The organism is Alterluteimonas muca (assembly GCF_021191595.1).
Taxonomy (GTDB): domain Bacteria; phylum Pseudomonadota; class Gammaproteobacteria; order Xanthomonadales; family Xanthomonadaceae; genus Luteimonas; species Luteimonas muca.
In genome coordinates, this window is sequence record NZ_JAIWPS010000004.1 from 57,092 (window position 1) to 82,423 (window position 25,332).

Annotated in this window: 17 protein-coding genes; 8 read left to right on the top strand and 9 right to left on the bottom strand. The window is 71.3% G+C overall.

All coding sequences use genetic code 11. From position 1 onward, the window contains the following. Window positions 1–93: 93 nt before the first annotated feature. Together LDO11_RS07335 and LDO11_RS07340 are read left to right on the top strand one after the other, a co-directional pair. The gene (locus LDO11_RS07335; protein WP_232140959.1) at window positions 94–1,173 is read left to right on the top strand and encodes an ABC transporter ATP-binding protein; all 1,080 of its coding nucleotides are present in this window, start codon (window positions 94–96) and stop codon (window positions 1,171–1,173) included. Between the two features lie 182 nt (window positions 1,174–1,355). Beyond that, the gene (locus tag LDO11_RS07340; RefSeq protein ID WP_232141087.1) at window positions 1,356–2,873 is read left to right on the top strand and encodes a fumarate hydratase; all 1,518 of its coding nucleotides are present in this window, start codon (window positions 1,356–1,358) and stop codon (window positions 2,871–2,873) included. Window positions 2,874–3,063: 190 nt separating this feature from the next. On the opposite strand, the gene LDO11_RS07345 is transcribed toward LDO11_RS07340, so the two are convergent. From LDO11_RS07345 to LDO11_RS07360, 4 genes are all read right to left on the bottom strand, one after another. Continuing rightward, window positions 3,064–4,842 carry an ABC transporter transmembrane domain-containing protein gene (locus LDO11_RS07345; RefSeq protein ID WP_232140960.1) on the bottom strand — a complete coding sequence of 593 codons (1,779 nt, stop codon included), beginning with the start codon at window positions 4,840–4,842 and terminating at the stop codon, window positions 3,064–3,066. A 91-nt stretch (window positions 4,843–4,933) separates the two neighbouring features. After that, window positions 4,934–5,524 (bottom strand): IMPACT family protein, encoded by a 591-nt coding sequence (locus LDO11_RS07350; RefSeq protein WP_232140961.1) that lies wholly within the window; start codon window positions 5,522–5,524, stop codon window positions 4,934–4,936. Continuing rightward, the gene (locus LDO11_RS07355) at window positions 5,521–6,501 is read right to left on the bottom strand and encodes a hypothetical protein (RefSeq protein ID WP_232140962.1); all 981 of its coding nucleotides are present in this window, start codon (window positions 6,499–6,501) and stop codon (window positions 5,521–5,523) included. The genes LDO11_RS07350 and LDO11_RS07355 overlap by 4 nt, the downstream gene beginning before the upstream one ends. Further along, window positions 6,501–7,094 (bottom strand): RNA polymerase sigma factor, encoded by a 594-nt coding sequence (locus LDO11_RS07360; protein WP_255683351.1) that lies wholly within the window; start codon window positions 7,092–7,094, stop codon window positions 6,501–6,503. Before LDO11_RS07360 ends, LDO11_RS07355 begins: the two co-directional genes overlap by 1 nt. A 197-nt stretch (window positions 7,095–7,291) precedes the next feature. Between LDO11_RS07360 and LDO11_RS07365 the strand changes: the two genes are divergently transcribed. Continuing rightward, window positions 7,292–10,150, top strand: coding sequence for an EAL domain-containing protein (locus LDO11_RS07365; protein ID WP_343226110.1), 2,859 nt, complete (start codon window positions 7,292–7,294; stop codon window positions 10,148–10,150). Here the strand turns inward: LDO11_RS07365 and LDO11_RS07370 are convergent. From LDO11_RS07370 to xseA, 4 genes are all read right to left on the bottom strand, one after another. After that, entirely contained in the window at window positions 10,117–11,811 is a 1,695-nt protein-coding gene (locus tag LDO11_RS07370; RefSeq protein ID WP_435574619.1) for a vWA domain-containing protein, read from the bottom strand. The two genes, LDO11_RS07365 and LDO11_RS07370, sit on opposite strands and share 34 nt — an antisense overlap. 222 nt (window positions 11,812–12,033) lie before the next feature. Beyond that, window positions 12,034–13,509, bottom strand: coding sequence for an aldehyde dehydrogenase family protein (locus LDO11_RS07375; protein ID WP_232140963.1), 1,476 nt, complete (start codon window positions 13,507–13,509; stop codon window positions 12,034–12,036). Window positions 13,510–13,534: 25 nt separating this feature from the next. Continuing rightward, the gene (locus LDO11_RS07380) at window positions 13,535–15,181 is read right to left on the bottom strand and encodes an acetolactate synthase large subunit (protein ID WP_232140964.1); all 1,647 of its coding nucleotides are present in this window, start codon (window positions 15,179–15,181) and stop codon (window positions 13,535–13,537) included. A 74-nt stretch (window positions 15,182–15,255) separates the two neighbouring features. Further along, a complete protein-coding gene (gene xseA / locus LDO11_RS07385) occupies window positions 15,256–16,605 on the bottom strand; it encodes an exodeoxyribonuclease VII large subunit (RefSeq protein WP_232140965.1) in 1,350 nt (449 codons plus the stop codon). A gap of 141 nt (window positions 16,606–16,746) precedes the next feature. On the opposite strand from xseA, the gene LDO11_RS07390 reads away from it, so the two are divergent. The 5 genes from LDO11_RS07390 to LDO11_RS07410 all read left to right on the top strand — a co-directional run bounded on the left by LDO11_RS07390 (window position 16,747) and on the right by LDO11_RS07410 (window position 25,053). Beyond that, window positions 16,747–17,304 (top strand): copper chaperone PCu(A)C, encoded by a 558-nt coding sequence (locus tag LDO11_RS07390; RefSeq protein ID WP_232140966.1) that lies wholly within the window; start codon window positions 16,747–16,749, stop codon window positions 17,302–17,304. Between the two features lie 72 nt (window positions 17,305–17,376). Further along, entirely contained in the window at window positions 17,377–18,657 is a 1,281-nt protein-coding gene (gene ispG, locus LDO11_RS07395) for a flavodoxin-dependent (E)-4-hydroxy-3-methylbut-2-enyl-diphosphate synthase (protein WP_129136065.1), read from the top strand. Further along, window positions 18,632–19,330 (top strand): phosphatase PAP2 family protein, encoded by a 699-nt coding sequence (locus LDO11_RS07400; protein ID WP_232140967.1) that lies wholly within the window; start codon window positions 18,632–18,634, stop codon window positions 19,328–19,330. Before ispG ends, LDO11_RS07400 begins: the two co-directional genes overlap by 26 nt. A 165-nt stretch (window positions 19,331–19,495) precedes the next feature. Beyond that, complete coding sequence (locus LDO11_RS07405) at window positions 19,496–22,843, top strand: S8 family serine peptidase (protein WP_232140968.1); 3,348 nt, start codon at window positions 19,496–19,498, stop codon at window positions 22,841–22,843. Window positions 22,844–23,115: 272 nt separating this feature from the next. Then, window positions 23,116–25,053 carry a methyl-accepting chemotaxis protein gene (locus LDO11_RS07410; RefSeq protein WP_232140969.1) on the top strand — a complete coding sequence of 646 codons (1,938 nt, stop codon included), beginning with the start codon at window positions 23,116–23,118 and terminating at the stop codon, window positions 25,051–25,053. Between the two features lie 27 nt (window positions 25,054–25,080). Here LDO11_RS07410 and LDO11_RS07415 read toward each other — a convergent pair whose 3' ends face one another. After that, window positions 25,081–25,239 (bottom strand): hypothetical protein, encoded by a 159-nt coding sequence (locus LDO11_RS07415; protein ID WP_164972157.1) that lies wholly within the window; start codon window positions 25,237–25,239, stop codon window positions 25,081–25,083. Window positions 25,240–25,332: the final 93 nt, after the last annotated feature.

Sequence of the window (25,332 nt, forward strand, 5' to 3'; positions counted from 1 at the left end):
CGCCTGCGGCGGCCGCTGCAGGAGCGACGACGTACGCCACAATCGGCGGACACCGCCGCGTGCGGACGCATGCAGACATATCCGGGAGCGTGGATGGCCAGGGTCGAGCTGGACGGGGTACGCAAGGTCTATCCGAACGGGCACGTCGGCGTGGCCGGCGCGACGTTCGAAGTCGCCGATGGCGAGCTGCTGGTGCTGGTCGGGCCCTCGGGCTGCGGCAAGTCGACACTGCTGCGGATGATCGCCGGGCTGGAGTCGATCTCCGCCGGCACCCTGCGCATCGGCGACCGGGTCGTCAACGACATCGCGCCGCGCGACCGCGACATCGCCATGGTGTTCCAGTCCTACGCGCTGTATCCGCACATGAGCGTGGCCGACAACCTCGCCTTCGGGCTGAAGCTGCGTGGCCACGACCGCGCCAGCGTGGACGCCCGCGTGCGCGAGGCGGCGAAGACCCTGGAGCTCGACGCGCTGCTCGACCGCAAGCCAGGCCAGCTCTCGGGCGGGCAGCGCCAGCGGGTGGCGCTCGGGCGTGCGCTGGTGCGCAACCCGCAGGTGTTCCTGCTCGACGAACCGCTGTCCAACCTCGACGCCAAGCTGCGCATGTCGATGCGCGTGGAGATCGCCCGGCTGCACCGCCAGCTCGGCGCGACGATGGTCTACGTCACCCACGACCAGATCGAAGCGATGACGCTGGGGCAGCGCATCGTGGTGCTCGACCGCGGCGAGATCCAGCAGATCGACACGCCGATGAACCTGTACGAACGTCCTGCGAATCTGTTCGTGGCGACCTTCCTCGGCAGCCCGGCGATGAACGTGCTGCGCGGCAGGCTGGGGCGTGCGGACGGTTGGGCGCTGATGCTCGACGATGGCAGCGGCCTGGCGCTGGGCGACGCCGAACTGGAGCCGGAGATGGACGGCCGCGAGGTCGCGCTCGGCATCCGCCCGGAGCACCTGCAACGTGGCGACGGCGGCGGCTTCGCACCGCTCGTCGAGGTGGTGGAGCCGGTCGGCAGCGACGTGTTCGTCAACCTGCGCCGCGGCGCGCAGGCACTGGTGGCGCGCCTTCCACCCGGCGACCTGCCCGAACCCGGCAGCGCGCTGCCGCTGCGGCTGGACACCCGGCACCTGCATCTCTTCGATGCGGAATCCGGGCTGCGTCTGGCCGGCTGAACAGCGCCGGGGCCAGCGGCCCGCGCGGCGGGGGCAGGGCGGCCCGCTGCACCGGACCGCTGCAGGACGTAGCGCAACGCTGCGTCCCGGAAGGCCGGGCGCGCGGCCGGTAGAATGGGCGGGTTTTCCGCCAGCCGACCGCCGCCGTGACCCACAACACCCCCGCGATTGCCTCCGAACCCGTGTCGATCCGCCAGGACGACCTGATCCAGTCCGTCGCCGACGCGCTGCAGTACATCAGCTACTACCACCCGGTCGACTACATCCGGAACCTGGCCGCCGCGTACGAGCGCGAGGAATCGCCCGCGGCCAAGGACGCGATGGCGCAGATCCTGATCAATTCGCGCATGTGCGCCGAAGGCCACCGCCCGATCTGCCAGGACACCGGCATCGTCACCGTGTTCCTCGAGATCGGCATGCAGGTGCGCTGGGACGACGCCACCATGGGCGTCGAGGACATGGTCAACGAGGGCGTGCGCCGCGCCTACGCGCACCCCGACAACAAGTTGCGCGCCTCGGTGCTGGCCGACCCTGCCGGCAAGCGCGTCAACACCCGCGACAACACGCCGGCCGTGGTCAACGTGAAGATCGTGCCGGGCAACCGGGTCGACGTGATCGTCGCGGCCAAGGGCGGCGGCTCGGAGGCCAAGAGCAAGTTCGCGATGCTCAATCCGTCGGATTCGGTGGTCGACTGGGTGCTGAAGACCGTGCCGACGATGGGTGCCGGCTGGTGCCCGCCGGGCATGCTCGGCATCGGCATCGGCGGCACCGCCGAGAAGGCGATGCTGCTGGCCAAGGAGTCGCTGATGGAGCCGATCGACATCGTCGACCTCAAGGCGCGCGGCCCGGCCAACCGGCTGGAGGAAATGCGCCTGGAGCTGTACGAGAAGGTCAACGCGCTGGGTATCGGCGCGCAGGGCCTGGGCGGGCTGACCACCGTGCTCGACATCAAGATCAGGGATTATCCGACCCACGCCGCCAACCTGCCGGTGGCGATGATCCCCAACTGCGCCGCCACCCGGCACGCACATTTCACCCTCGATGGCAGCGGCCCGGTGATGCTCGACCCGCCGTCGCTGGAGGACTGGCCGAAGCTCACCTACAACCCGGCCAACGCACGCCGGGTGGACCTGGACACGATCACCCGCGACGAGGTGGCCACGTTCAAGCCGGGCGAGGTGCTGCTGCTCAACGGCCGCCTGCTGACCGGCCGCGACGCCGCGCACAAGCGCATGGTCGACATGTTGAACCGCGGCGAGACCCTGCCGGTCGATTTCACCAACCGTTTCATCTACTACGTCGGCCCGGTCGACGCGGTGCGCGACGAGGCGGTGGGCCCGGCCGGCCCGACCACCGCCACCCGCATGGACAAGTTCACCCGGCAGATGCTCGAACAGACCGGCCTGGTCGGCATGGTCGGCAAGGCCGAGCGCGGACCGGCGGCGATCGAGGCGATCCGTGACAACAAGGCCGTGTACCTGATGGCGGTCGGCGGCTCCGCCTACCTGGTGTCGAAGGCGATCAGGGCCAGCCGCGTGGTCGCGTTCGAGGACCTCGGCATGGAAGCGATCTACGAGTTCGAGGTGCGCGACATGCCGGTGACGGTGGCGGTCGATTCCACCGGCGAATCCGTGCACGAGACAGGCCCGCGCAAGTGGAAGTCGAAGATCGCCGGCATCCCGGTGGTCGAGATCGCCTGAGATCAGGCTGACAAGCGCCGATCAGAGCGGCGGCTGTCGCCCGGACAGGGCGCCAGGGCGCTTGCGGGTCCGCACCTGCCCCGGCGACCCGGGTACGTCGCGTGTGGCCGGGGCGGTCCGGTGCCGCTGCGATCCACCGCCGCACGCTTGATCCGCGTCGATCCGCGTCCGTCCGGGCGGCAACCGGGTCTCAGTGCAGGAACTGCAGCCGTGCCAGTTCCGCGTACAGGCCGTTCTGCGCGAGCAGTTCGTCGTGGGTGCCTTCGGCGACGATGCGGCCCTGGTCCATCACCACGATGCGGTCGGCCTTGAGCACGGTGGCCAGGCGATGCGCGATCACCAGCGTGGTGCGGCCCTGCATCAGGTGCTCGAGCGCGTGCTGCACGGCGCGTTCGCTCTGCGCATCGAGCGCCGAGGTCGCCTCGTCCAGCAGCAGCACGGGTGCATCGCGCAGCAGCGCCCGGGCGATGACCACGCGCTGCTGCTGGCCACCCGACAGGCGTGCGCCGCGCTCGCCCAGCTGTTCGTCGTAACCGGCTGGCAGTGCGCGGATGAACTCGTCGGCCTCGGCGGAGCGCGCGGCGGCCTCGACCTCGGCATCGGACGCGTCCAGCCGGCCGTAACGGATGTTGTCGCGGGCGGAAGCGGCGAAGATGGTCGGCTGCTGCGGCACCAGCGCCATGCGCTCGCGCAGGTCGACCGGATCCAGCTGGCGCAGGTCCAGGCCGTCCAACCGCAGCGTGCCCTGCTGCGGATCGTGGAAGCGCAGCAGCAACCCGAACACGGTGCTCTTGCCGGCACCCGACGGGCCCACGAGCGCCACCGTCTCGCCGGGCCGCACATGCAGGCTGAAGTCCGCAAGCGCGGGAATGTCGTCGCGGCCGGGGTAGTGGAAGGTCACGCCGTCCATGTCGATCGCGCCGGTCACGCGGTCAGGCAGCTTCTGCGGCGATACCGGCGCAAGCAGCGTCGGCTGCTCCACCAGCAGGTCGTTGATCCGGCCCATGCCGCCGGCCGCGCGCTGCAGCTCGTTCCAGACTTCGGCCAGCGCGCCCACCGAACCGCCGCCCATCAGTGCATACAGCACGAACTGCCCGAGCGTGCCCGGGCTCAGGCGCCCGGCCGCCACGTCGTGCGCGCCCGACCACAGCACCACGGTGATCGCACCGAAGATGGCGGTGATCGCCACTGCGGTCACCACCGCCTGGGTGCCGATGCGTCGGCGCGCGGTGGCCACTGACAGCGCCACGGCTTCGCTGAAGCGCCCGCGTTCGAACGCCTCGCGCGCATGCGCCTGCACGGTGCGGATCGCGCCCAGGGTTTCCGCGGCCAGCATGTTGGCGTCGGCCACGCGGTCCTGCGCCTGCCGCGAGATCTTCTGCAGCCGCCGCCCGCCCAGCACGATCGGCAGCACGAACAGTGGAATGCCGACCAGCGTCCACGCCGCAAGCCGCGGGCTGGTGACCACCAGCATGGTGAGGCTGCCGACCACCATCACCACGCTGCGCAACGCCACCGACATGCCGGAGCCGACCACGCCACGCAGCAGTTCGGTATCGGCCGACAGCCGCGAGACCAGTTCACCGCTGCGGCTGCGCTCGTAGAACGCCTGGTCGAGGCCCATGAGGTGCGCGTACAGCCGCGTGCGCAGGTCGGCGATGACGCGTTCGCCCAGCAGCGACACCAGGTAGAAGCGCGCCGCGGTGGCGATGGCCAGCGCGACCGCGACCGCGAACAGCAGCGCGAACGCGGCATCGATATCGCTGCCGCTGCCGAAGCCGTGGTCGATCATGTAGCGCACCGCCAGCGGCAGGCTCAGCGTAGCCGTCGAGGACGCCGCGAGCGCCAGCAGCCAGGCCACCAGCAGCCCGCGCTGGCGCGCGAGGAACGGCCACAGCGTGCGCAGGATGCCGAGCGGCACGCGCGCCTTCGGGGCGCTGCCGGCGTCGTCGGGGGGAAGATCGGTCATCGAATCGGGGTGTTCGCGGTGCGGGCCGGGAAGTGTAAGCGGTGCATTGTCGGGGCCCGTGCCGATCGGTCCCGCGAACCCTGCGCGGTGCTCAACCGGCCGTCTCGACCCGCACGCGGTCACGGCTGGCGTCGCGCAGCAGCAGCCGCAATGCGTCGACGTCGGCCGCCGGCAATCGCAGCACGAAGCGCACGCCGTCGGCGGCGTAGGCCTCGTCCTGTTTGATCGCTCCACGTGCTTCGATGGCCTGGTGTACGCAGCCGAGGTCCTCGAAGCCCGCATGCACGACCACATCGGCGTATTCCACGAGCGGCTCGCGCGGCGCCAGCCGCAGGCATTCCGCGGCGGCGCCGCCATACGCACGCACCAGGCCGCCGGCGCCCAGCTTGATGCCGCCGTACCAGCGGGTGACCACCACCGCGACTCGGTCGTAGCCCTGGCCATCGATGGCGGCGAGGATCGGCCGTCCGGCGGTGCCGGCAGGCTCGCCGTCGTCGCTCGAGCGGTAGTCGTCGCCGACCCGCCAGGCCCAGCAGTTGTGGGTCGCATCGGCCACCGACACCGCGCGGATCCACGCCTGCGCGGCGTCCGCGGACTCGACCGGAGCGGCGCGGGCCAGGAAGCGGCTGTGCTTGACCTCGAGCGTGTGCCCGGCCGCGGCGGCAAGGGTGTCCAGGCTCACTGCAGGGGTTCGGCGAGCGCGGCCAGGTCGTCGGGAACGGGCAGGTCCGGGAAGCGTCGCTGCAGTTCGGCGAGGCTCTCGCGGGCGGCTTCGCTGCGTCCGCTGTCGCGCAGTTCGCGGATGCGCTGCAGCCAGGCCTGGTGCACCTCGGGCGAGTCCACGGTCGCCGGCGGCGAGTCGTCGAGTTCTCCGTCGCTGAAACCTGCGTGCCCGTCATCCGTGTGCATCGCGCTGCCGGCATCGGACGCAGCCACCGCGGTGCGCGACGGAACGGGAGCCCCGCGCAGCGCCTGGCGGCCGACCGCGGTCGCACCGGTCGCCCTGCCCACCGGCGTTGGCGGAGCGGATGTCGCGGTTGCCGGTGCGCGGTCGACCGGCGCCGACGTCGCAGGCGAGGATGGCTCGGCGGCCGGTGCCGGAGCCATCGGCGGCAGCGGGGGGCGCCCGGCGTCGTTGTCCCCGGCATGGGTTTCGGGTGTCCCCTGCGGCACGGCTTCCATCTGCATCGTCGCGGGCGGCGGGGCGGATGCGCCGCTGGAGGGCGCCGTCGCTGCCACCTGCGCTGGATTCTCCCCGGGCACGGCCGTTGTTGCCGGAGCGGCCGCGGGCGCTCCGGCCAGCCCGGGCGCAGGCGGGACGTCGCGGGTCGCGCGAAATGCCGTGGCGGCCGGCGCGGGGCCTTCGTCCTGCACCGGGGCGGCGGCGGGCATCGGGCGCAACTGCCAGGCAATGCCGGCAGCCAGCGCCAGCGACGCGGCCACGCCGGTGATCGCGGGCCAGCGGCGACGACGCGACCACCCGGCGCGCGATGGGGTGCGCTGCGGCCGCGCCGGGGCATCGCCAGCGGTTGCTGCACGCGCCGCGGCCAGTACCGCCGCATCCAGCGCCGGCGCCGGCGCGCCCGAAGGGGCATGGCGCGCCAGCTGCGCGGCGATCGTGCGCTCGTCGGCGTCGAGAAGGGAGGGATCGCGGGTCATCATGGGGTCATCGCAGCCCGCAGCCTGTCCATCGCATAGCGCAGGCGCGACTTCACGGTTTCGCGCCCCGCACCGGTCACCGCGCCGATCTCCTCCAGGGTGAGTTCCTGTTCCAGCCGCAGCAGCACCACCTCGCGCTGCTCCGGAGGCAGGGCGTCGAGTGCGCGCTGCAGGCCGGTCGTGCGTTGTTCCGCGACCAGCCTACGCTCCGGGGTGTCGTCGTCGGGTACACGTGCCAGGCGCGCATCGGCATCATGCGGCGCCGGCGGGCGGTGCCGGGCCGCGCGCCAGTGATCGGCCAGCCGGTTGCGCGCGATCCGGTACAGCCAGGTGGCGAACGTGGCGTCCGGCTGCCAGCTGGCGCGCGCGGCGATCACACGATGCCAGATGTCCTGGTAGATCTCGTCGGCGAGCGCCGGCTCGCGCAGTTCACGCAGCAGGAAACGGTAGAGGCGCTGCCGGTGGCGGGCGTAGAGCTGCTCGAACGCGGCGACGTCGCCGGCGGCATAGGCCAGCATCAGCGTTTCGTCGCTGGTTTCTCGGGTTCCGGAGGGGTGGGCCGCGGCTTCGCTCACCGCGCGCAGGTTAAGCATTCCCGCGTCGCAGGAGAAGCCGGTCATCGCCGGCACGAGTGCCGCGGCCGATGTCGGGGTGATGGGCATGGCGCTACAGAACGCGCGGCGGCGGCCGATGGGGTGATGCCGGGCACGTGCGCGGTGCCTGCGGTAGGCACGGGCCGGTATGCTGTCGGCGATCAGGGGGACGGCCAGGCGTGCAGGACATCGAGAACTTGGAGACGGTCACCGCGGCCGCACCCGCGGCCCGTGGTCCGGCGCTGCTGCGTGAACTGCTGATGGCCCTGTTGCCGGCGGGCGCGGACATGGCCGTGCACTGGTGCGACCCGCGCCTGCAGAGCGGGCAGGTCGCCACGCGCGGTGCCGCCGACCACCTGCACATGCGTGCCTCGGTGGCGCTGGCAGGCGTGCATCCCGACCCCGATCGCCACCCGTTCGACATCCTCTGGGAAGACGCCGGCACGCGGGTGGCGGTGGCGGTGGATCCACCGCGGCGTGCCGATCCCGGCGACCTGCAGCGCTGGGTGGCGCCGGCGCGCGCAGCGCTCGCACTGGTCACCCGCGCGGAACTTGCCAGCGTGCAGATCCGCACGCTGCGCAAGTCCGAGCGTCTGCAGCAGGCGCTGTACGAGATCGCCGACCTCGCCAGCTCCACGCTGGAAATGCGCGACATGCTCAGCCGCATCCACGTGCTGGTGGCGTCGTTGATGTCGGCCGAGAACTTCTACATCGCGCTCTACGACGATGTGCACGCGACGATGCGGTTCCTGTACTTCGCCGACCAGAACGACCCCTGGCGGCCGGATCCGGACGACGACATCCCGCTTTCGGAGATGCCCAACAGCCTGACCGCGGCACTGCTGCGACATGGCCAGCCGGTGATGGGGCCGTCCGACACCATCCGCGCCCAGCTCGACGTGCCGCGCGACGGCAACCAGGGCCCGGAAAGCGCCGACTGGCTGGGCGTGCCGGTCCGGCGCGAGGCGCGGGTGGCCGGCGCCATCGTGGTGCAGAGCTACAACCGCCCCGACAGCTACACCCACGAGGACCGCGCGCTGCTGGAATACGTGGCCCAGCACATCCTGACCGCGCTCGACCGCAAGCATGCACAGCGCGAACTCGAGCGCCGCGTGCGCCAGCGCACCGTGGAATTGCAGCGGGCCAATGCGGTGCTGCAGGACGAGATCGTGGAACGCCAGCGCGCCGAGCGCCTGCAGCGCGCGCTGTTCCGCATCAGCGAGATGTCGGTCAGTGCCGGCAGCCTGCTGCGCTTCTATGCCGACGTGCACGAGGTGGTCAACGGCCTGGTGTATGCGGAGAACTTCTATATCGCGATGCTGGTGGGCGACGGCGAGCGCATCGAGTTCCCGTACTCGGTGGACGAGCGCGACCCGGTGCGCCCGCCGCGCCGGCTCTCCAACGGCCTGACCGAGTTCGTGATCCGCTCCGGCCAGCCGATGCTGGCCGACCGCGCCACCATCGACCGCTTGCAGGCCAGCGGCGACGTGCTCAGCCAGGGCACGCGCGCGCACTGCTGGCTGGGCGTGCCGCTGTCGCGCGACGAGACCGTGATCGGCGCGATCGCGGTGCAGAGCTACTCGCCGCACATCCTGTTCGACGAGCGCGACCAGGAACTGCTGACCTTCGTTGCCCGCCATATCGGCAGCGCGCTGTCGCGCAAGCGCGCGCAGGAATCGCTCAAGGCCGCGCATGCCGAGCTCGAATCGCGGGTGCAGGCGCGTACCCGCGAACTGCAGGAAGCCAACCGCGAGCTGCAGGCGCTGGTCGGCGAACGTACCCGCGCCGAGCAGCGGCTGATCCACCAGGCACGCCATGACCAGCTCACCGGGCTGCCCAACCGCGAACACCTGCTGGAGCGCCTGGACGCCGCGATCGCCGCGGTGCAGGCCCGCAGCGCGCGGGCGTTCGGGGTGCTGTTCTTCGATCTCGACCGCTTCAAGCTGGTCAACGACAGCATCGGCCACGCCGCCGGCGATGACCTGCTGGTCGAGGTCGGCCGCCGCGTGCGCCGCGCGCTGTCGAGCGCCGACACCGTGGCGCGCCTGGGCGGCGGCGAGTTCGCGGTGCTGCTGCAGGACGTGCCGGCCGCGGAGACCGCGCAGCGCGTGGCCTCACGGCTGCTGGCCGAGATCGGCAGGCCGATGTGGGTGGCCGGGCGCGAGCTGTTCCCGTCGGCCAGCATCGGCATCGCGTTCTGGCAACCGCGCTACCGCCACGGCGAGGAGATGCTGCGCGACGCCGACGCCGCCATGTACCGCGCCAAGGCGCGTGGGCGCGACCGCAGCGAACTCTTCGACGAGGAGATGCGCGCCGAGGCGATGCGCCTGCTCGACCTCGAGGCGGACCTGCGCCGCGCCATCCTGTCGGACGATTTCGAGCCGTACTTCCAGCCGATCGTGCGGCTGTCCGATGGCGCGGTGGTCGGCCACGAGGCGCTGCTGCGCTGGCATCACGAACAGCGCGGGCTGCTGGCCCCGCCACAGTTCATCGGCGTCGGCGAGGACACCGGCCTGATCGCCCAGGTCGACTGGTTGATGTACCGGCACGTGGTGCGCTGGCTGAGCCGGCAGGCGCACGGTTATGTTTCCATCAATGTGTCGCCGCGCCATTTCGTCTCCGACGACTTCGCCGAGCGGCTGCTGCAGCTGCTCGACGATGCCGGCGCCGACCCGCGGCGGTTGCGCATCGAGATCACCGAGGTCGCGCTGCTCGACGACTCCCCGCGCGCGCTGCGCACGCTCAACGCGCTGCGCGACCGCGGCGTGCTGGCGCTGCTGGACGATTTCGGCACCGGCTTCTCGGCACTGTCGTACCTGCACCGGTTCCCGATCCAGTCGATCAAGATCGACCAGAGCTTCGTCGCCGGGCTGGTGGGTGCCTCGCGCGCCGAGAGCCTGGCGCTGGTGCGCGCGATCCTGGCACTGGCCGGCACGCTGGGGATCGAGACCATCGGCGAGGGCATCGAGCGCGAGGAGCAGCGCGAACTGCTCGCACAGCTCGGCTGCAACTTCGGGCAGGGCTACCTGTTCGGCCGGCCTGCACCGGAAGGCTGAGCGGTCACGGCGGGTGCGGTGGGCGCGATGTCGGCATGGGCACGAGCCAGGTCGACCAGCCCCAGCAGTTCGCCACGCAGACCCCACGGATCATCGCCGCGCGTAGCGGCGACCTCGCGCCGGATGTCGTCCCAGCCCCAGTCGCCCAGATGGGTACCCCCGCGCAGTGCATCGGCATAGGCGGCGACCGCCGCTGCGAAGCGCAGTGATTCGCCGGCCTGGGGCCGGAGATCGGCGCTGCGCACCACGGTGTCCACCAGCCGGCTGCGCGTCTCGCCCGGCAGCCTGTAACGCAGGCTGACGCGGGCGATTTCGCCGGCGGTCGCGGGTGCGGTCGATGGCGCGGGCGCGCCGTAGCGCCGCGGCGACAGCCACGCATCGGCGGAGCCGACCGGCACGATCTCGTACAGCGCGGTGACCTCGTGGCCGGCGCCGATGTCGCCGGCATCGACGCGGTCGTTGGCGAAATCCTCCTCGCGAAGCAGGCGGTTCTCGTAGCCGATCAGGCGGTATTCGGCCACGCGGGCAGGATCGAACTCCACCTGCACCTTGACGTCGTTGGCGATGGTCAGCAGCGTGGACGACAGTTCCTCCACCAGCACCTTGCGCGCCTCCTGCAGGGTGTCGATATAGGCGTGCTGCCCGTCGCCGACATCGGCCAGCCGCTCCGCCATCGCGTCGTGGTAGTTGCCCCGGCCGAACCCGAGCGTGCTGAGTGCGATGCCGCTGCGGCGCTGGTCGGCGACATAGGTCTCCAGTGCCGCACGGTCGACGAGGCCCACGTTGAAGTCCCCGTCCGTCGCCAGGATCACGCGGTTGATCCCGCCCTGCACGTGGGCCTGGCGTGCGGTCTCGTAGGCCAGCTGCAGCCCGGCACTGCCATGGGTGCTGCCGCCCGCCTGCAGGTTGCCCAGTGCCGAGAGGATCTCGGCCTTGCGGTCGCCGGGCGTGGGGGGGAGCACCAGGCCGGCCGAGCCGGCGTAGGCGACCAGGCTCACCCGATCCTGCGGGCGCAGCTGCTGCACCAGTTCGGCGAATGCCTTCTGCAGCAGTGGCAGCTTGTCCGGCGCGCCCATCGAGCCGGAAGTGTCGATGAGGAACACGAGGTTGGCCGCCGGCAGCGTGGTGCGCGGCACGTCGTAGCCGCGCAGGCCGATCATCAACAACTGGCGTCCACGCGCCCACGGCGAAGGCGCGAGTTCGGTGGTGATCCGGAACGGCACATCCCGGCCCGCCGGCGCCGGGTGGTCGTAGCGGAAGTAGTTGATGAACTCCTCGGCGCGCACGGCATCCGCGGGCGGCCGCACGCCCTGGCGCAGCATCCGCCGCACGTTGCTGTAACTGCCGGTGTCGACATCGACCGAGAACGTCGAGACCGGCGCCTCGGCCGTGCGCTGCACCGGGTTGTCCGTTCGCGGTGCGTAGCGCTCGCTGCCTGCCATCGGGAAGAAACCGTCGGCGACGGGCGCGGGCGGCGCAGGGGGCGACGGCGGCGGTGCATGGATGTTGATCGCGGAGGGGCTGTCGAACACCACCGGTGGCTCGGCCTCGCGCCGGTCGTCCCGCGAAGATGCCTCCGCGACGGCGCGTGTCTCGGCACGCTGTGGCCCCTGGCAGGCGGCAAGGGCAAGGCAACAGACAAGCAGGGCAGGCACGCGCATCGGCACTCTCCAGTCGGTGGCAGCTGCCAACGTCCTGCGATGGCCAACGGGGTCGACGTGACTACGATGTCCGGACGTCGACGCCGCCCTCTACCAACCGCATCCGTGCAGCTGGCCAAGCCTAGCGCATGCGCGACGTGCAATGCGCGGTCGCACGCCGCGCGGCGTTTGGCACACGTTCGCACGCGGGCCGGTGCGCGGCACGTAGCCCCCTCGCTGTCGTCAGGGTGTGTCCCTGATCACCAGCAGGCGCGGTTCGGTCATGTCCTCGATCGCATAGCGCACGCCTTCGCGGCCGAGGCCGGAGCCCTTGACCCCGCCGTAGGGCATGTTGTCGACGCGGAAGCTCGGTACGTCGCCGACGATGACACCGCCGACCTCGAGCCGGTCCCAGGCCCGCATGGCGTGGTCGAGACGGGCGGTGAACACGCCGGTCTGCAGCCCGAATTCGCCGGCGTTGACGGTTTCCAGCACCTCGTCGAAGTCATCGAAGGCCTGCAGGCAGGCCACCGGGCCGAAGACCTCCTGGCGGTAGAGGTCGCAGTCGCGCGGTACGTCCTCCATCAGCGTGGCAGGCACCATCGTGCCGGTGCGCGCGCTGCCGGCCACCCGTTTCGCGCCGGCCTTTCGTGCATCGTCGATCCACGACTCGATGCGCCTGGCGGCGTCCTCGTCGATGACCGGTCCGATGAAGGTGTCCTCGTCGCGCGGGTCGCCCATCACCAGCTTCGCCACCCGCGCTTTGAGCCTGCGTTTGAGCGGCTGGTAGAGATCGCGATGGACGAGGATGTGCTGCACGCTGATGCAGCTCTGGCCGGACTGGTAGTACGCGCCGAAGACCAGGCGGTCGACGACATGGTCGAGGCTGGCCCCGGGGTCGGCATCGACGATGCACGCGGCGTTGCCGCCGAGTTCGAGGGTGACCTTCTTGCGCCCGGCACGTGCCTTGAGGTCCCAGCCGATCATTCCGCCGGTGAAGCTCAAGAGCGCGATGCGCTCGTCCCCGGTCAACGCGGCGGCATCGTCGTTGCTGCACGGCAGGATCGAGAACGCCCCCCTGGGCAGATCGGTCTCGGCAAGGATCTCGCCAATGATCAGCGCACCCACCGGGGTCTTCGGCGCGGGCTTGAGCACGAACGGGCAGCCGGCGGCGATCGCGGGTGCCACCTTGTGCGCGACCAGGTTGAGCGGGAAGTTGAACGGGGTGATGAAGCTGCACACCCCGATCGGCACGCGCCGCACCATGCCGCGGGTGCCGCGGGTGCGTTCGGAGATCTGCAGCTCCACCGTTTCACCTTCCACGCGGGTGGCTTCGCCGGCGGCGATGCGGAACGTGTCGATCAGCCGCGTCACTTCGCCACGGGCATCGCCGATCGGCTTGCCGGCCTCGATGCACAGCGCGAGCGCGAGTTCCTCGAAGCGTTCCTCGAAACGGCGCATGCAGTGCTCGAGCACGTCACGGCGCTGGTCGGGTGCGAAGGCGGCCATCGCGCCGCGCGCGTTGGATGCAGCTTCGATCGCACGGTCCACGGCCTCGGCATCGGCGAACGCCACGCGGGTGGCCACCCTGCCGCTGTACTTGTCACGCACCTCGAGATCGGTATTGGCCGCGACCGCCTCGCCGGCAAGCCAGTACGGGTAGCTGCGGGCGAGGCCGCGCGTGGTGCGACGCGAGGCGGTTTTCCTGGGGCTGGCCATGCGGTGTCCTCCGTATCGGTGGCGGTCAGGCGACCGCCGCGCTCTCACGCGGGATGTCCTCGTTGAGGATGCGGTCGTCGTCGGTGTAGTCGATGGCGACCTCGATCACGTCCACACCCGGCGTATCGAGCGCCTGCCGGAGCATCGGCGCGAACTCCGCGGCCGACGCCGGCCGGTGACCACGGGCACCATAGGATTCCGCGTACTTCACGAAATCCGGATTACCCAGCGCCATGCCGTATTCGGGGTATTTCTCGTGCGCCTGCTTCCAGCGGATCATGCCGTAGGCGTCGTCGCGCAGGACCAGCACGGTGAGGTCCACGCCGAGCCGCACCGCGGTCTCGAGTTCCTGCGAGTTCATCATGAAGCCGCCGTCGCCGGCCACCGCCAGCACGCGCCGTTGCGGATGCACCATCCTTGCGGCAATCGCACTCGGCAGCCCGGCGCCCATCGAAGCAAGTGCGTTGTCGAGCAGCAGCGTATTCGGCGTGCGGCAGCGGAAGTTCCGGGCGAACCACAGCTTGTAGAGGCCGTTGTCGAGGCAGGTGATGTCCTCGGGCCCCATCGCCGCGGCCACCTCGGCCACCAGCCGCTGGCTGGCCATGGGGAAGCGGTCGTCGTCGGCACGATCGCGCAGCTGTGCGTGCAGCGCCTCGCGCACGCGGTCGAAGAAGCCGAAGTCCCAGTGCGGCTGTGGTTCGATCGCCTCGGCCAGCTGCCACACGCTGTTGGCGATGTCGCCGACCACCTCCACCTGCGGGAAGTAGACCGGGTCCACCACCGCGCCGGAGTGGTTGACATGGATGACGGTGCGCCGGCCTTCGCGCATGAAGAACGGCGGCTTCTCGATGACGTCGTGGCCGATGTTGATGATGCAGTCGGAGGCATCGATGGCACGGTGCACGAAGTCGCCGTCCGACAGCGCGGCGGTGCCCAGCCACAACGGGTGGGTCTCGTCGATGACGCCCTTGCCCATCTGCGTGCTGAAGAACGGGATGCCGAGCCGGTCGATGAAACGCCGCAGCATGCGCGCGGTGGTCTTGCGGTTGGCGCCGGCGCCAACCATCAGCAACGGGTGCTTCGCGCCGGCGATGGCATCCGCGGCGCGGTGGATCGCCTTCTCCTCGGCGACCGGCCGCCGCGAATGGCTCTCCGGGATCAGCCGCGCATCGCTGTCGTCGGCTGCAATGTCCTGCGGCAGCTCGAGGTGCACCGCGCCGGGGCGTTCCTGTTCGGCGCAGCGCAGCGCCTCGCGCACCTGGGCGGGAATGCTGTCGGCGGAGACGATCTGCCGCGTGTACTTGGTCAGCGGACGCATCATGTCGACCACGTCGACGATCTGGAAATGCCCCTGCTTGCTGCTGCGGATGGGTTTCTGCCCGGTCACCATGAACATCGGCATCGCGCCCAGCTGTGCGTAGGCCGCCGCCGTGACCAGGTTGGTCGCGCCCGGGCCGAGTGTCGCCAGGCACGCGCCGGCGCGGCCGGTGAGGCGCCCGACAGTGGCGGCCATGAAGCCCGCGGCCTGCTCGTGGCGGGTGAGCACCAGCCGGATACCGGACTTGCGCAGTGATTCCAGCAGGTCGAGGTTCTCCTCGCCGGGGATGCCGAACACGTACTCGACGCCATGCGACTCGAGCGCGGCGACGAAAAGATCCGATGCCTTGGTCATGCAGATGATCCGGTACGGGACACGGCCAGTGTACCGCCGGCGGCGTGATCGGCGGGCGACCGCGGCGCCGGTGATCAATCGGCGTTGGCGTCGGGCTCCACGCGTACCTGCAACTCGCCGTCGGCCACGCGTGCGCGCAGTGCATCGCCCGGCCGTGCATCGTCGACGCCGCGCACCACGCGACCGTTGCCGTGCTGCAGGATCGCGTAGCCGCGGGCGACGGTGGCCAGCGGGCTCACCGCCGACAGTGCACGCACCAGGGCCTGCAGGCGCGCACGGTCGTGGCGAAGGCGGCGCGGCAGCGCGGCCTGCAGGCGCGGCCGGGTGGCGGCGAGGCGTGCCTGCAACGCGGCCAGGCGCTGTTGCGGATGGTGCCGGCGCAGGTCCGCCTGCGCATGCCGAACGCGCGCCTGGCGGCGTTCCAGGCAGATCGCCCAGGCGGTATGCAGCCGCCGCAGCGCCTCGTCGCGGCGCGCCGCCAGCGCCTGGATGCGTGCCTGCGGGCGCAGCGCGTGCAGGCGCAGGAACGCGCGGTCGGCACGTTGCGCGGCCTGGCGCAGGCGGTGTTCGATCATGCCGGCGTGGCGGCGCTGCAACACGCGCAGCCGCGCCTCCAGGTCGATGCGGTCCGGCGCCAGCAGTTCGGCGGCGGCCGACGGCGTGGGTGCGCGCAAGTCGGCGGCGAATTCCGCCAGGCTGGAGTCGGTCTCGTGGCCGATCGCCGCCACCACCGGCACCGGCGACGCCGCGACCGCACGCACCACCGGTTCCTCGTTGAAGGCCCACAGGTCTTCCAGCGAGCCACCACCGCGGGTCAGCAGCAGGGCGTCATAGCGTGCGCTGGCGCCGGCACGCTGCAGCATCTCGACGATCTGCGGCGCCGCACCGCTGCCCTGTACCAGCACCGGCAGGATCTCGACCTCGAGCAGCGGGAAGCGGCGGCCCAGCACGCTCAGCACGTCGCGCACCGCCGCGCCGCCCGGCGAGGTGATGACGCCCAGGCGCCCGATCCACGCCGGCAGCGGCCGCTTGCGCGCGGCGTCGAACAGGCCTTCGGCCTGCAGCTTCGCCTTGAGCTCGTCGAATGCACGCCGCAGCGCGCCTTCGCCGGCCTCCTCGAGGCTGTCGAGGATCAGCTGGTAGTCGCCGCGCGCCTCGTACAGCGTCAGCCGCCCGCGCGCCAGCACCTGCATGCCCTCGCGGGGCTGGAAGCGCAGCCACTGGCTCTTGGGCTTGAACATCGCGCAACGCACCTGCGCGCGCGCATCCTTGAGCGTGAAGTACAGATGGCCCGAGGCCGGGCGGGAGACGTTGCCGAGTTCGCCTTCCACCAGCACTGCCGGGAACGTGTCCTCCAGCAGGCTGCGGGCGAGGGTGTTGAGCTGGCTCGGGGTGAGGACGTCCGCGACGGGTGGCGTATGCATGCGCGACAGGATACCGGCCCCCACGCAGCGCGAGGTGCGCGGGGCGACGCAGAACGACGCAGCGGCGATACTGTCGCGTCCATTCCGTCACGACCTGCCTGCGCCGCTTGCCCAGCGGGTCCGGAACCCCTGGAGGTTGAATTGAACATCCGCGATGCATTCCTGCCGGCGCTGGCCGCGCTGTCGCTGGCCGCCTGCAACCAGGCGGCGCCGCCCGCAACCGTCGACGCGCCGCCGCCCGGGATCGGGACTGCTGCCGATGAGGCCCTGGCGGCCGACGCCGCGCAGGCCGGGATCGCCATCCAGGCGCCGTGGATCCGCCTGCCGCCGCCCCCCGCGGCGGTCGCGGCCGGGTATCTCGGCATCCGCAACGGCGGGCCGGAGGCCGACCGCCTGCTCGCGGTGGAGACCGATGCGGCCACCCGTGTGGAGATCCACGAGATGCGCGAGGAGGACGGCATGATGCGCATGCGCCAGCTGGAAGCCGGGCTGGAGTTGCCGCCCGGCGCCCACGTCGAGCTGAGGCCGGGTGGCTACCACCTGATGCTGATGGAACCGCAGGCGGAGTTGGCCATCGGCAGCCGGGTGCCCGCGGCGCTGGTGTTCGAACGTGCCGGCCGCGTGCCGGTGGAATTCGACGTGCGCTCGGCGACCGGGCAGGGTGCGCACGGCGGTGGCCACGGAAGCGACAGCCACTAGCGCATGCAGCGGTGCCCGCACCGTTGCGGGCACCGTCATCCCGCGGACGGCGGGTGCCGCTAAAATGCGCGCATGTCCGCGCAACCCCAGCCCCTGCCGTCCCTTCCCGTGACCGATCGCTTCGGTCCGGCGCCGCGTCGCGTGACCCGCCAGGTGCGGATCGGGCAGGTTGCCGTGGGCGGCGATGCCCCGGTCGTCGTGCAGTCGATGACCAATACCGACACCGCCGACATCGCCGGCACCGCGAAGCAGATCGCCGAACTCTGGCGCGCCGGCTCGGAGCTGGTACGCATCACCGTCAACAACCCGGAATCGGCAGCCGCGGTGCCGCGCATCGTCGAGCGGCTGGCCATGCAGGGCGTGGAGGTGCCGATCATCGGCGACTTCCACTACAACGGCCACCAGCTGCTCGAACGCGAGCCGGCCTGTGCCGAGGCGCTGGCGAAATACCGCATCAACCCGGGCAACGTCGGCTTCGGCAAGAAGAAGGACCTGCAGTTCGCGCAGCTGATCGAGCTTGCGGCGCGCCACGGCAAGGCGGTGCGCATCGGCGCCAACTGGGGTTCGCTCGACCAGGTGCTGGCCGCACAGCTGATGGACGAGAACGCGCGCCGCGCGCAGCCCTGGGATGCGGGGCGCGTGCTGCGCGAGGCACTGATCCGTTCCGCTCTCGATTCCGCCGAACGCGCGGTGGAACTGGGGCTGCCGCGCGAGCGCATCGTGCTGTCGGCCAAGGTCAGCGGCGTGCAGGAGCTGATCGCGGTCTATCGCGATCTCGCCACCCGCTCGGACTTCGCTCTGCATCTGGGGCTCACCGAGGCCGGTATCGGCAGCAAGGGCATCGTCGGCTCCAGCGCCGCGCTCGCGGTGCTGCTGCAGGAAGGCATCGGCGACACCATCCGCATTTCGCTGACGCCCGAGCCGGGCGCGTCGCGCACCCAGGAAGTGGTGGTCGCGCAGGAACTGCTGCAGACCATGGGCCTGCGCGCGTTCACGCCGATGGTCACCGCCTGCCCGGGCTGTGGCCGCACCACGTCGGAGTTCTTCCAGGAGCTCGCGCAGGTGGTGCAGGAACACGTGCGCGGAAAGATGCCGGAGTGGAAGATCACCCATCCGGGTGCGGAGACCATGACGCTTGCGGTGATGGGCTGCGTGGTCAACGGCCCGGGCGAATCGCGCCACGCCAATATCGGCATCTCGCTGCCGGGGACCGGCGAGGCGCCGTCGGCGCCGGTGTTCGTGGATGGCGAGAAGGCCGTGACCCTGCGCGGCGACAACATCGCCCGGGAATTCATCGGGCTGATCGACGAGTACGTGGATCGGCGTTATGGGCGGCACCCCGCGATCGCCTGAACCGGCGCGTGGACGCGGGCTGCGCGACACCGCGTCCGCGGTGCTGCGCACGCACGGATTCGCCCTCGCATTGCTGTTTTCCGGCGTGCTGCTGCCCATGTGGGTATTCGCCGAACTCGCCGACGAGGTCCACGAGGCCGAGGCCATTCCGTTCGACGAGCCGTTGCTGCTGTTCGCGCAGGCGATGGCGCGCGACGGCTTCGACCGGCTGTTCCTGTTCTTCTCCGCCATCGGCCACAGCTGGGGTGTGGTGCCGGCCGACGTCGTCGTGGTGCTGGTGCTGCTGTGGCGTCGGCGGTTCCGCGCGGCGGTGTTCGCCGCGGTGGCGCTGGGGGGCGCCGGGCTGCTGAACGTCGCCACCAAGCTGACCTTCGCGCGCGAGCGCCCGACGTTGTGGGAATCGATCGCGCCCGAGACCACCTACAGTTTCCCCAGCGGCCACGCCATGGGCTCGATGTCGCTGGCACTGGTGCTGGTGCTGCTGTGCTGGCCCACGCGCTGGCGCTGGCCGGTGCTGGCGGCGATGGCGGTGTTCGTGCCGATGGTGGGGCTGTCGCGGGTGTATCTCGGTGTGCATTACCCCTCGGACATCATTGCCGGCTGGATGGCGGCGAGCATCTGGGTGGTGGCGAGCTGGCTGCTGCTGATGCGCGGGGGCGCCGCCGCACGCTGATCCAATCCCAGAGGTGATCCGCGCGCATCGCCGCGGGCCGGTGTATAACCGGCGACAGGCCGCGCCGCCGGACAGGGGGTGGCGCACGCGAGCCGGGTACGGGGCGATGGCCGCTTCCGGGCGCCGTCGTCGTTCCGATCGTGAACGCCATCGGGGAAATCCATCATGTCGCCTGTCCGCATGACCGGTCTGGCCGTCCTGTTCTCGGGACTGGCCTTTGCCGCAATCGTCAGCTTTCCATCCGGTTCCGGGAGTGGGCCGGGCACCGTCGCCACGACCGCCGCAGGTGCGGCATCCGCAGACCCCGTGACCGCGGCGACCGCCGCCGGGCGCACGGGTGGAGGCGGCGGAGCGGGTGCCCAGCCGGATGCACCGCAGCCGCACATCGTGGTGTTCCGCGAACCCGCGCTCGCCGCCTACGAGGGCGGTACCCCCGGCCTCGCCGCGCCGGAACGGCGTCGCGACACGCGCGGCAAGCAGCGCATCGACGCCCGTGGCACGAATGCGCGCTCCTACGTGACCCACCTGCGCCAGCGCCAGCAGGTACTTGAAGGCGCGATTGCCCGGCGCCTCGGGCGCGCGGTGGCGGCCGAGAAGCGCATGCAGTACGCGGTCAACGGCGTGGTGATCCCGCTGTCGGCCGACGAGGTCGCGGCCGTCGAGGCGATGCCCGAGGTGATGCTGGTCGAGGGCTACCGCGAGTACGTGCTCGATACCGACACCGGCCCGCTGCACATCGGCGCCGGCCCGGTCTGGAGCGGCACCAATCCCGGCGCGCCCGCGCCCTACCAGGGCGAAGGGGTGGTGTTCGGCATCCTCGACTCCGGCATCAACTTCGGCAGCCCCTCGTTCGCCGCCGTCGATCCGGTCGACGGCCACGTGCACGCGAACCCGCTGGGCGACGGCACCTACCTCGGCACCTGCGCGCCCGGTGGCGTCGACCAGGGACGCTGCAATGCCAAGCTGATCGGCGGCTACAACTTCGTCTGCGGGGCGCCGGCCAACACCTGCGGCCAGCCCAACATCCGCGAGGAGCCGGGGTTCGGCGATACCAACAGCCACGGCAGCCACGTGGCGTCCACCGCCGCCGGCAACCGCCGCGATGTCGACTTCCGCGGCAACCCGCGGCGCATCTCGGGCGTCGCGCCGCGCGCCAACATCGTCGCCTTCGACATCTGCTACACCAACGTGGCCACCGGGCAGGGCCTGTGCCCGAACGTTTCGGCGGTCGCGGCGATCGAGCAGGCGGTGGCCGACGGCATCGTCGACGTCATCAACTATTCGATCGGCGGCGGCGCGCAGCCGTGGAGCGAGGCGGTGTCGCTGGCGTTCCTCGGCGCCACCGATGCCGGCATCTACGTTGCCGCATCGGCCGGCAACAGCGGGCCCGGCCCGAACACCATGGGGCATCTGGAACCGTGGGTGGCGTCCACCGCCGCCGCGCAGCACGGCCGCGGCGCGTTCGCGGTGACCCTGCAGGTCACCGGGCCGCAGCCGGTGCCGGAACCGCTGACCCCCGTGCTGCTCAACGAAGGCAGCAACGGTGTGGCCCACACCTCCGCGATCCCGGGCAGCACGCCGCTGCGGGTGAGCCCGACCTTCGACACCGACACCGACGCCTGCACCGCCGCGCCCGCGGGCAGCTACCAGGGCGCCATCGTGCTGGTGCGCCGCGGCGGCTGTTCGTTCACCGAGAAGACCAACGCGGTGGCGGCAGGCGGCGCGACCGCGGTGCTCATCGCCAACAACGCCCCCGGTGCGCTGATCCCGTCGGTGCCCGACACCACCATCCGCGCCTTCGGCGTCGACCAGGCCGATGGCATCGCGCTGCGTGACTTCGCGCGCGCGCATGCCGACGCCACCGCGGCGATCGCGTTTCCGCCGGTGCCCCTGCCCAACACCGCCGACGCGCTGGCGGCGTTCAGTTCGCGCGGGCCTGCCGGCCGCTTCGACCTGCTGAAGCCCGACGTCACCGCGCCCGGCGTGAGCATCCTCGCCACCATCGCCGGGACCACCATCACCGGGTTCGAGAACGCGATCGGCCTGATGAACGGCACCTCGATGGCTTCGCCGCACCATGCCGGCGCCGCGGGACTGGTGCGACAGGCGCGGCCGGGCTGGAGCGTGCCGGAGATCAAGTCCGCACTGGCGATGACCGCCGAACCGCTCGTGTATCTGGAGGACGAGGTCACCCCGGCGACGCCGTTCGGCAAGGGCAGCGGGCGCATCCGTGTCGACCGCGCGATCAATGCCGGGCTGGTGATGCACGAGACCGCGGCGAACTACCTCGCCGCCAATCCGGCCACCGGTGGCGACGTGTCCTCGCTCAACCAGCCGTCGATCGCCAGCGGACAGTGCTTCCGCAACTGCAGCTTCCTGCGCACGCTGCGCAACCCCACCGCCTCCACGCAGACCTACCGCGTGCGCCTGGACGGCGTGCCGGGCGGGGTGACGCCGGCCAGCCTGACGCTGGCGGCCGGGGCGACCCGCACGCTGCGGGTGCTGGTCAACAGCAGCAGCCTGCCGGCCGATGGCAGCTGGCACTTCGGCGAAGTGGTGATGGAGCCGGTCAACGCCACCGTCGGCGGACAGCCGCGGCCGACGTTGCGGCTGCCGGTGGCGATCGCGGTGCCGGCGCCGGTCATCGATCTGCCGGATGCGGTGGCGCTCAGCCTCGCGCGAGGTCGCAGTGGCGTGGCGGTGGGATCGGTTGCCAACGCCGGTGGTTCGACGCTGCAGTATTCGGTGGCCAACACCGGCACCGCGGCGCTGACCCTGGTCGATCGCCAGCGTGGCACCCTCACCACGGGCTATCGCGGCACCTGGCGGACGGATGCGGGTTCACCGGCGGCGCAGTTCGCCGCCGACGACTTCATCCTTGCCGGGGACACGCGCATCACCTCGCTGTGGACCGAGGGCTTCATGGTCGGGGGTGCGGTCCTGCCCAATGTCGCCAGTGCGCTGGGCTGGGCGATCTTCCCGGACGCCAACGGGCTGCCCGCCGGCAACCCGGCCACCTCGCCGCAGGCCGCGATCTGGCGCCATACCAGCGCGCCCACCGGCGCGGGCGTGACGCTGTCCGGGGCGAACATCGCCCTCGACCTTGCCGCCGCGGGGCAGGACGTGGTGCTGCCTGCCGGCCGCTACTGGCTGGTGGTGTATGCACGTGCGCCGTTCGCCAGCAGCTGGGTGTGGTACGCGGCGCCGGAAGGCGATGGCAGCTTCGCCGCGCTGGTGGTCGCAGCGGACGGCACCGGCAGCTGGTCGCCGGTGAGCGCCTTCCCGGGGCTGTCGATGCGGATCGGCGGCATGGTCGGATGCGGTGCGCCGTGGATGGGCGCGGCGGCACCGGCATCCGGCAGCGTCGCGCCGGGGCGCAGCCAGACCCTGCGGATCAGTGTCAGTACCGGCGGGCTCACGCCGGGGCGCCACGTCGCCAACTACTGCGTGCAGAGCAACGACCCGGCCACGCCGAAGGCGGCGGCACCGGTGGTGTTGACGGTCACGCCCTGATCTTCCCGTGACGTGTAAGGACGCCCGGCCCGCGCCGGGCGTCCGCATTTCGGGACGTCCGCGTGCGCCCAGCCGCCCGCGATACCGGAGCGCCGAAAGTCGGCGCATCCGCATGCCGCCGCGGCGGCATCGTGCAGAGAAGCTGTGAGCGGATTCGCGGATCGGCACTCAAGTAGCGGAGAGGTCGGCCGATAGCGGTGGTACGGCGGGGTATGCGCCGTCTCCGGGGCGCCCCCCGGGGCCCGCTATGCCACGCCATCGGATTTCCCTGGATGCCTGCAGTCCCTTTTCTGTCGCGGTTGCCGCGACGGCACGTTCCGGCTGTCGCCACCACGCTCTACGACGCCATGCAGCACAGCCACGCCGTGGCCGAACTGGCCGGCGATGGCACCGTGTTGCGTACCAGCCCGGCCTATCGCGCACTCCTCGGCTGCGACAGTGCTGACGTGCATGGCCGGAAGCGCTGCGAGGTGCTCGCATCGCACGGCTTCCAGCAGCCCGATGGTGATCCCTGCGACGCACTGGCGCGCGCCGGCACCGCGTCGGGGCAGGCGTACCGTGCCGCGATCGACGGCCGCGAACTGTGGCTGGAGTCCACGTTCATCGCGTTGCCCGCCGACGCCGGTGGTTCGCCGCGGGTGATCGAACTCGTGCGTGACATCACCGCAGGCAGGTCCCGCGAGCTCGATCTGGCCGCCCAGTACCAGGCGCTGGACCGCTCCATGGCTGTCATCGAGTTCGCGCTCGACGGCACCATCCTGCGCGCCAATGCGAATTTCCTGGCGACGATGGGTTACGCCGCCGAAGAGGTCGTGGGCCGGCACCACGCCATCTTCGTGGATCGCCAGCACGCGGCCGGTACCGAGTACCGCGCGTTCTGGGAGGCACTCAACGCGGGGGAGTTCCGTTCCGGGCTGTTCCGGCGCCGCGCGCGCGACGGCCGTGATGTCTGGATCGAAGCCAGCTACAACCCGATCCTCGATTCCGCGGGCAGGCCCCGCAAGGTGGTCAAGTTCGCCACGGACGTGACCGCGCAACGCAACCGCACGGCCGACCACGAAGGACAGATCACCGCGCTGCACAAGGTGCAGGCGGTCATCGAGTTCGAACTCGACGGCACCATCCGCGCGGCCAATGCGAACTTCCTGCGCGCGGCGGGCTATGACGGCGCGGAGATCGTCGGCCGCCACCATTCGATGTTCGTCGATCCGGCCGAGCGCGCCTCCGAGGCCTACCGCAGCTTCTGGAGCAGGCTCGCCACGGGCGAGGCCGACACCGGGCGTTACCGGCGCATCCGGCGCGATGGGAGCGACCTCTGGCTGCAGGCCAGCTACAACCCGATCCTCGACGCGGCGGGCAGGCCCTACCGGGTGGTCAAGTACTGCACCGACATCACCGCCGAGGTGGAGCAGGCCGCGGCGCTGGAAGCGCTGCTGGCGCGCGTGCATGGATTCTCGGAGTCGCTGCGGGAGGGTGCACTGGCGATCGCCACGGGCAGTGGCGACCTTTCGCATCGCACCGCGCAGCAGCAGACCGTGCTGGAGCGCACCGCGGCCGACATGCATGCGCTGGCCGGGGCGATCACGCAGACCGCCGGGCACGCGGACGAGGCGTCGCGACTTGCCGGAAGCGCGACGCAGGCCGCGCAGGGCGGCGCGCAGGCGGTCGAGCGCGTGGTGGCGGCGATGGACGACATCGCCGCAGGCAGTCGCAGGGTGGCAGGGCTTGCCGGCGTCATCGACTCGATCGCCTTCCAGACCAGCATCCTCGCGCTCAATGCAGCGGTCGAGGCTGCGCGTGCGGGCGAGGCAGGGCGCGGCTTTGCCGTGGTGGCCGGCGAGGTTCGCGCGCTCGCCCAGCGCTGCTCGTCATCCGCGCGCGACATCCGGCGGAGCCTGCAGACCGCGGACGAAGCCGTCGCCACCGGCAGTGAGCGCGCGATGGAAGCGGGTCAGGCCGTACGCGAGCTGGCCAGGATGATCGAGCTGACCAGCGGCATGATGGCGGACATCACCGCCGCCACCCGCGAACAGACCCAGCGCGTCGACCAGGTCAACCGCGCCCTGGCCGGAATGGAGGATGGCACCAGGCGCAATACCGCACTGGTCGAGCACCTGGCCGGGACATCGCAGCAGTTCGACGGGGTGTCGTCGGGCCTGCACATGGCGGTGTCGTCGTTCGCGGCCAAGGACGTCGCGACCACCGCCTGACGGCGCCTGTCGTGCGGCACGTCCGGATCAGCCGGCGAGGGTGTCCTGGATCCGCTTGACCATCTGGCCGAGGCTGGCGCTGTCCGGCTGCAGCTGCGCCGTGCCACCGCGGATCCGCACCTCCACCTGCCCCGGCCCGGCAACCGTGCCGCCCGCCGCGAAGTCGCGGACCGGGGTACCGGTCACGCGTTCCGGCCTTCGCGGACGCTGACGGCCCTGTCGCCCGACGGAAGGCGGGAGCTTGCGCGGGCGCTGGATGTCGGCGTCGCCGGCTATCGG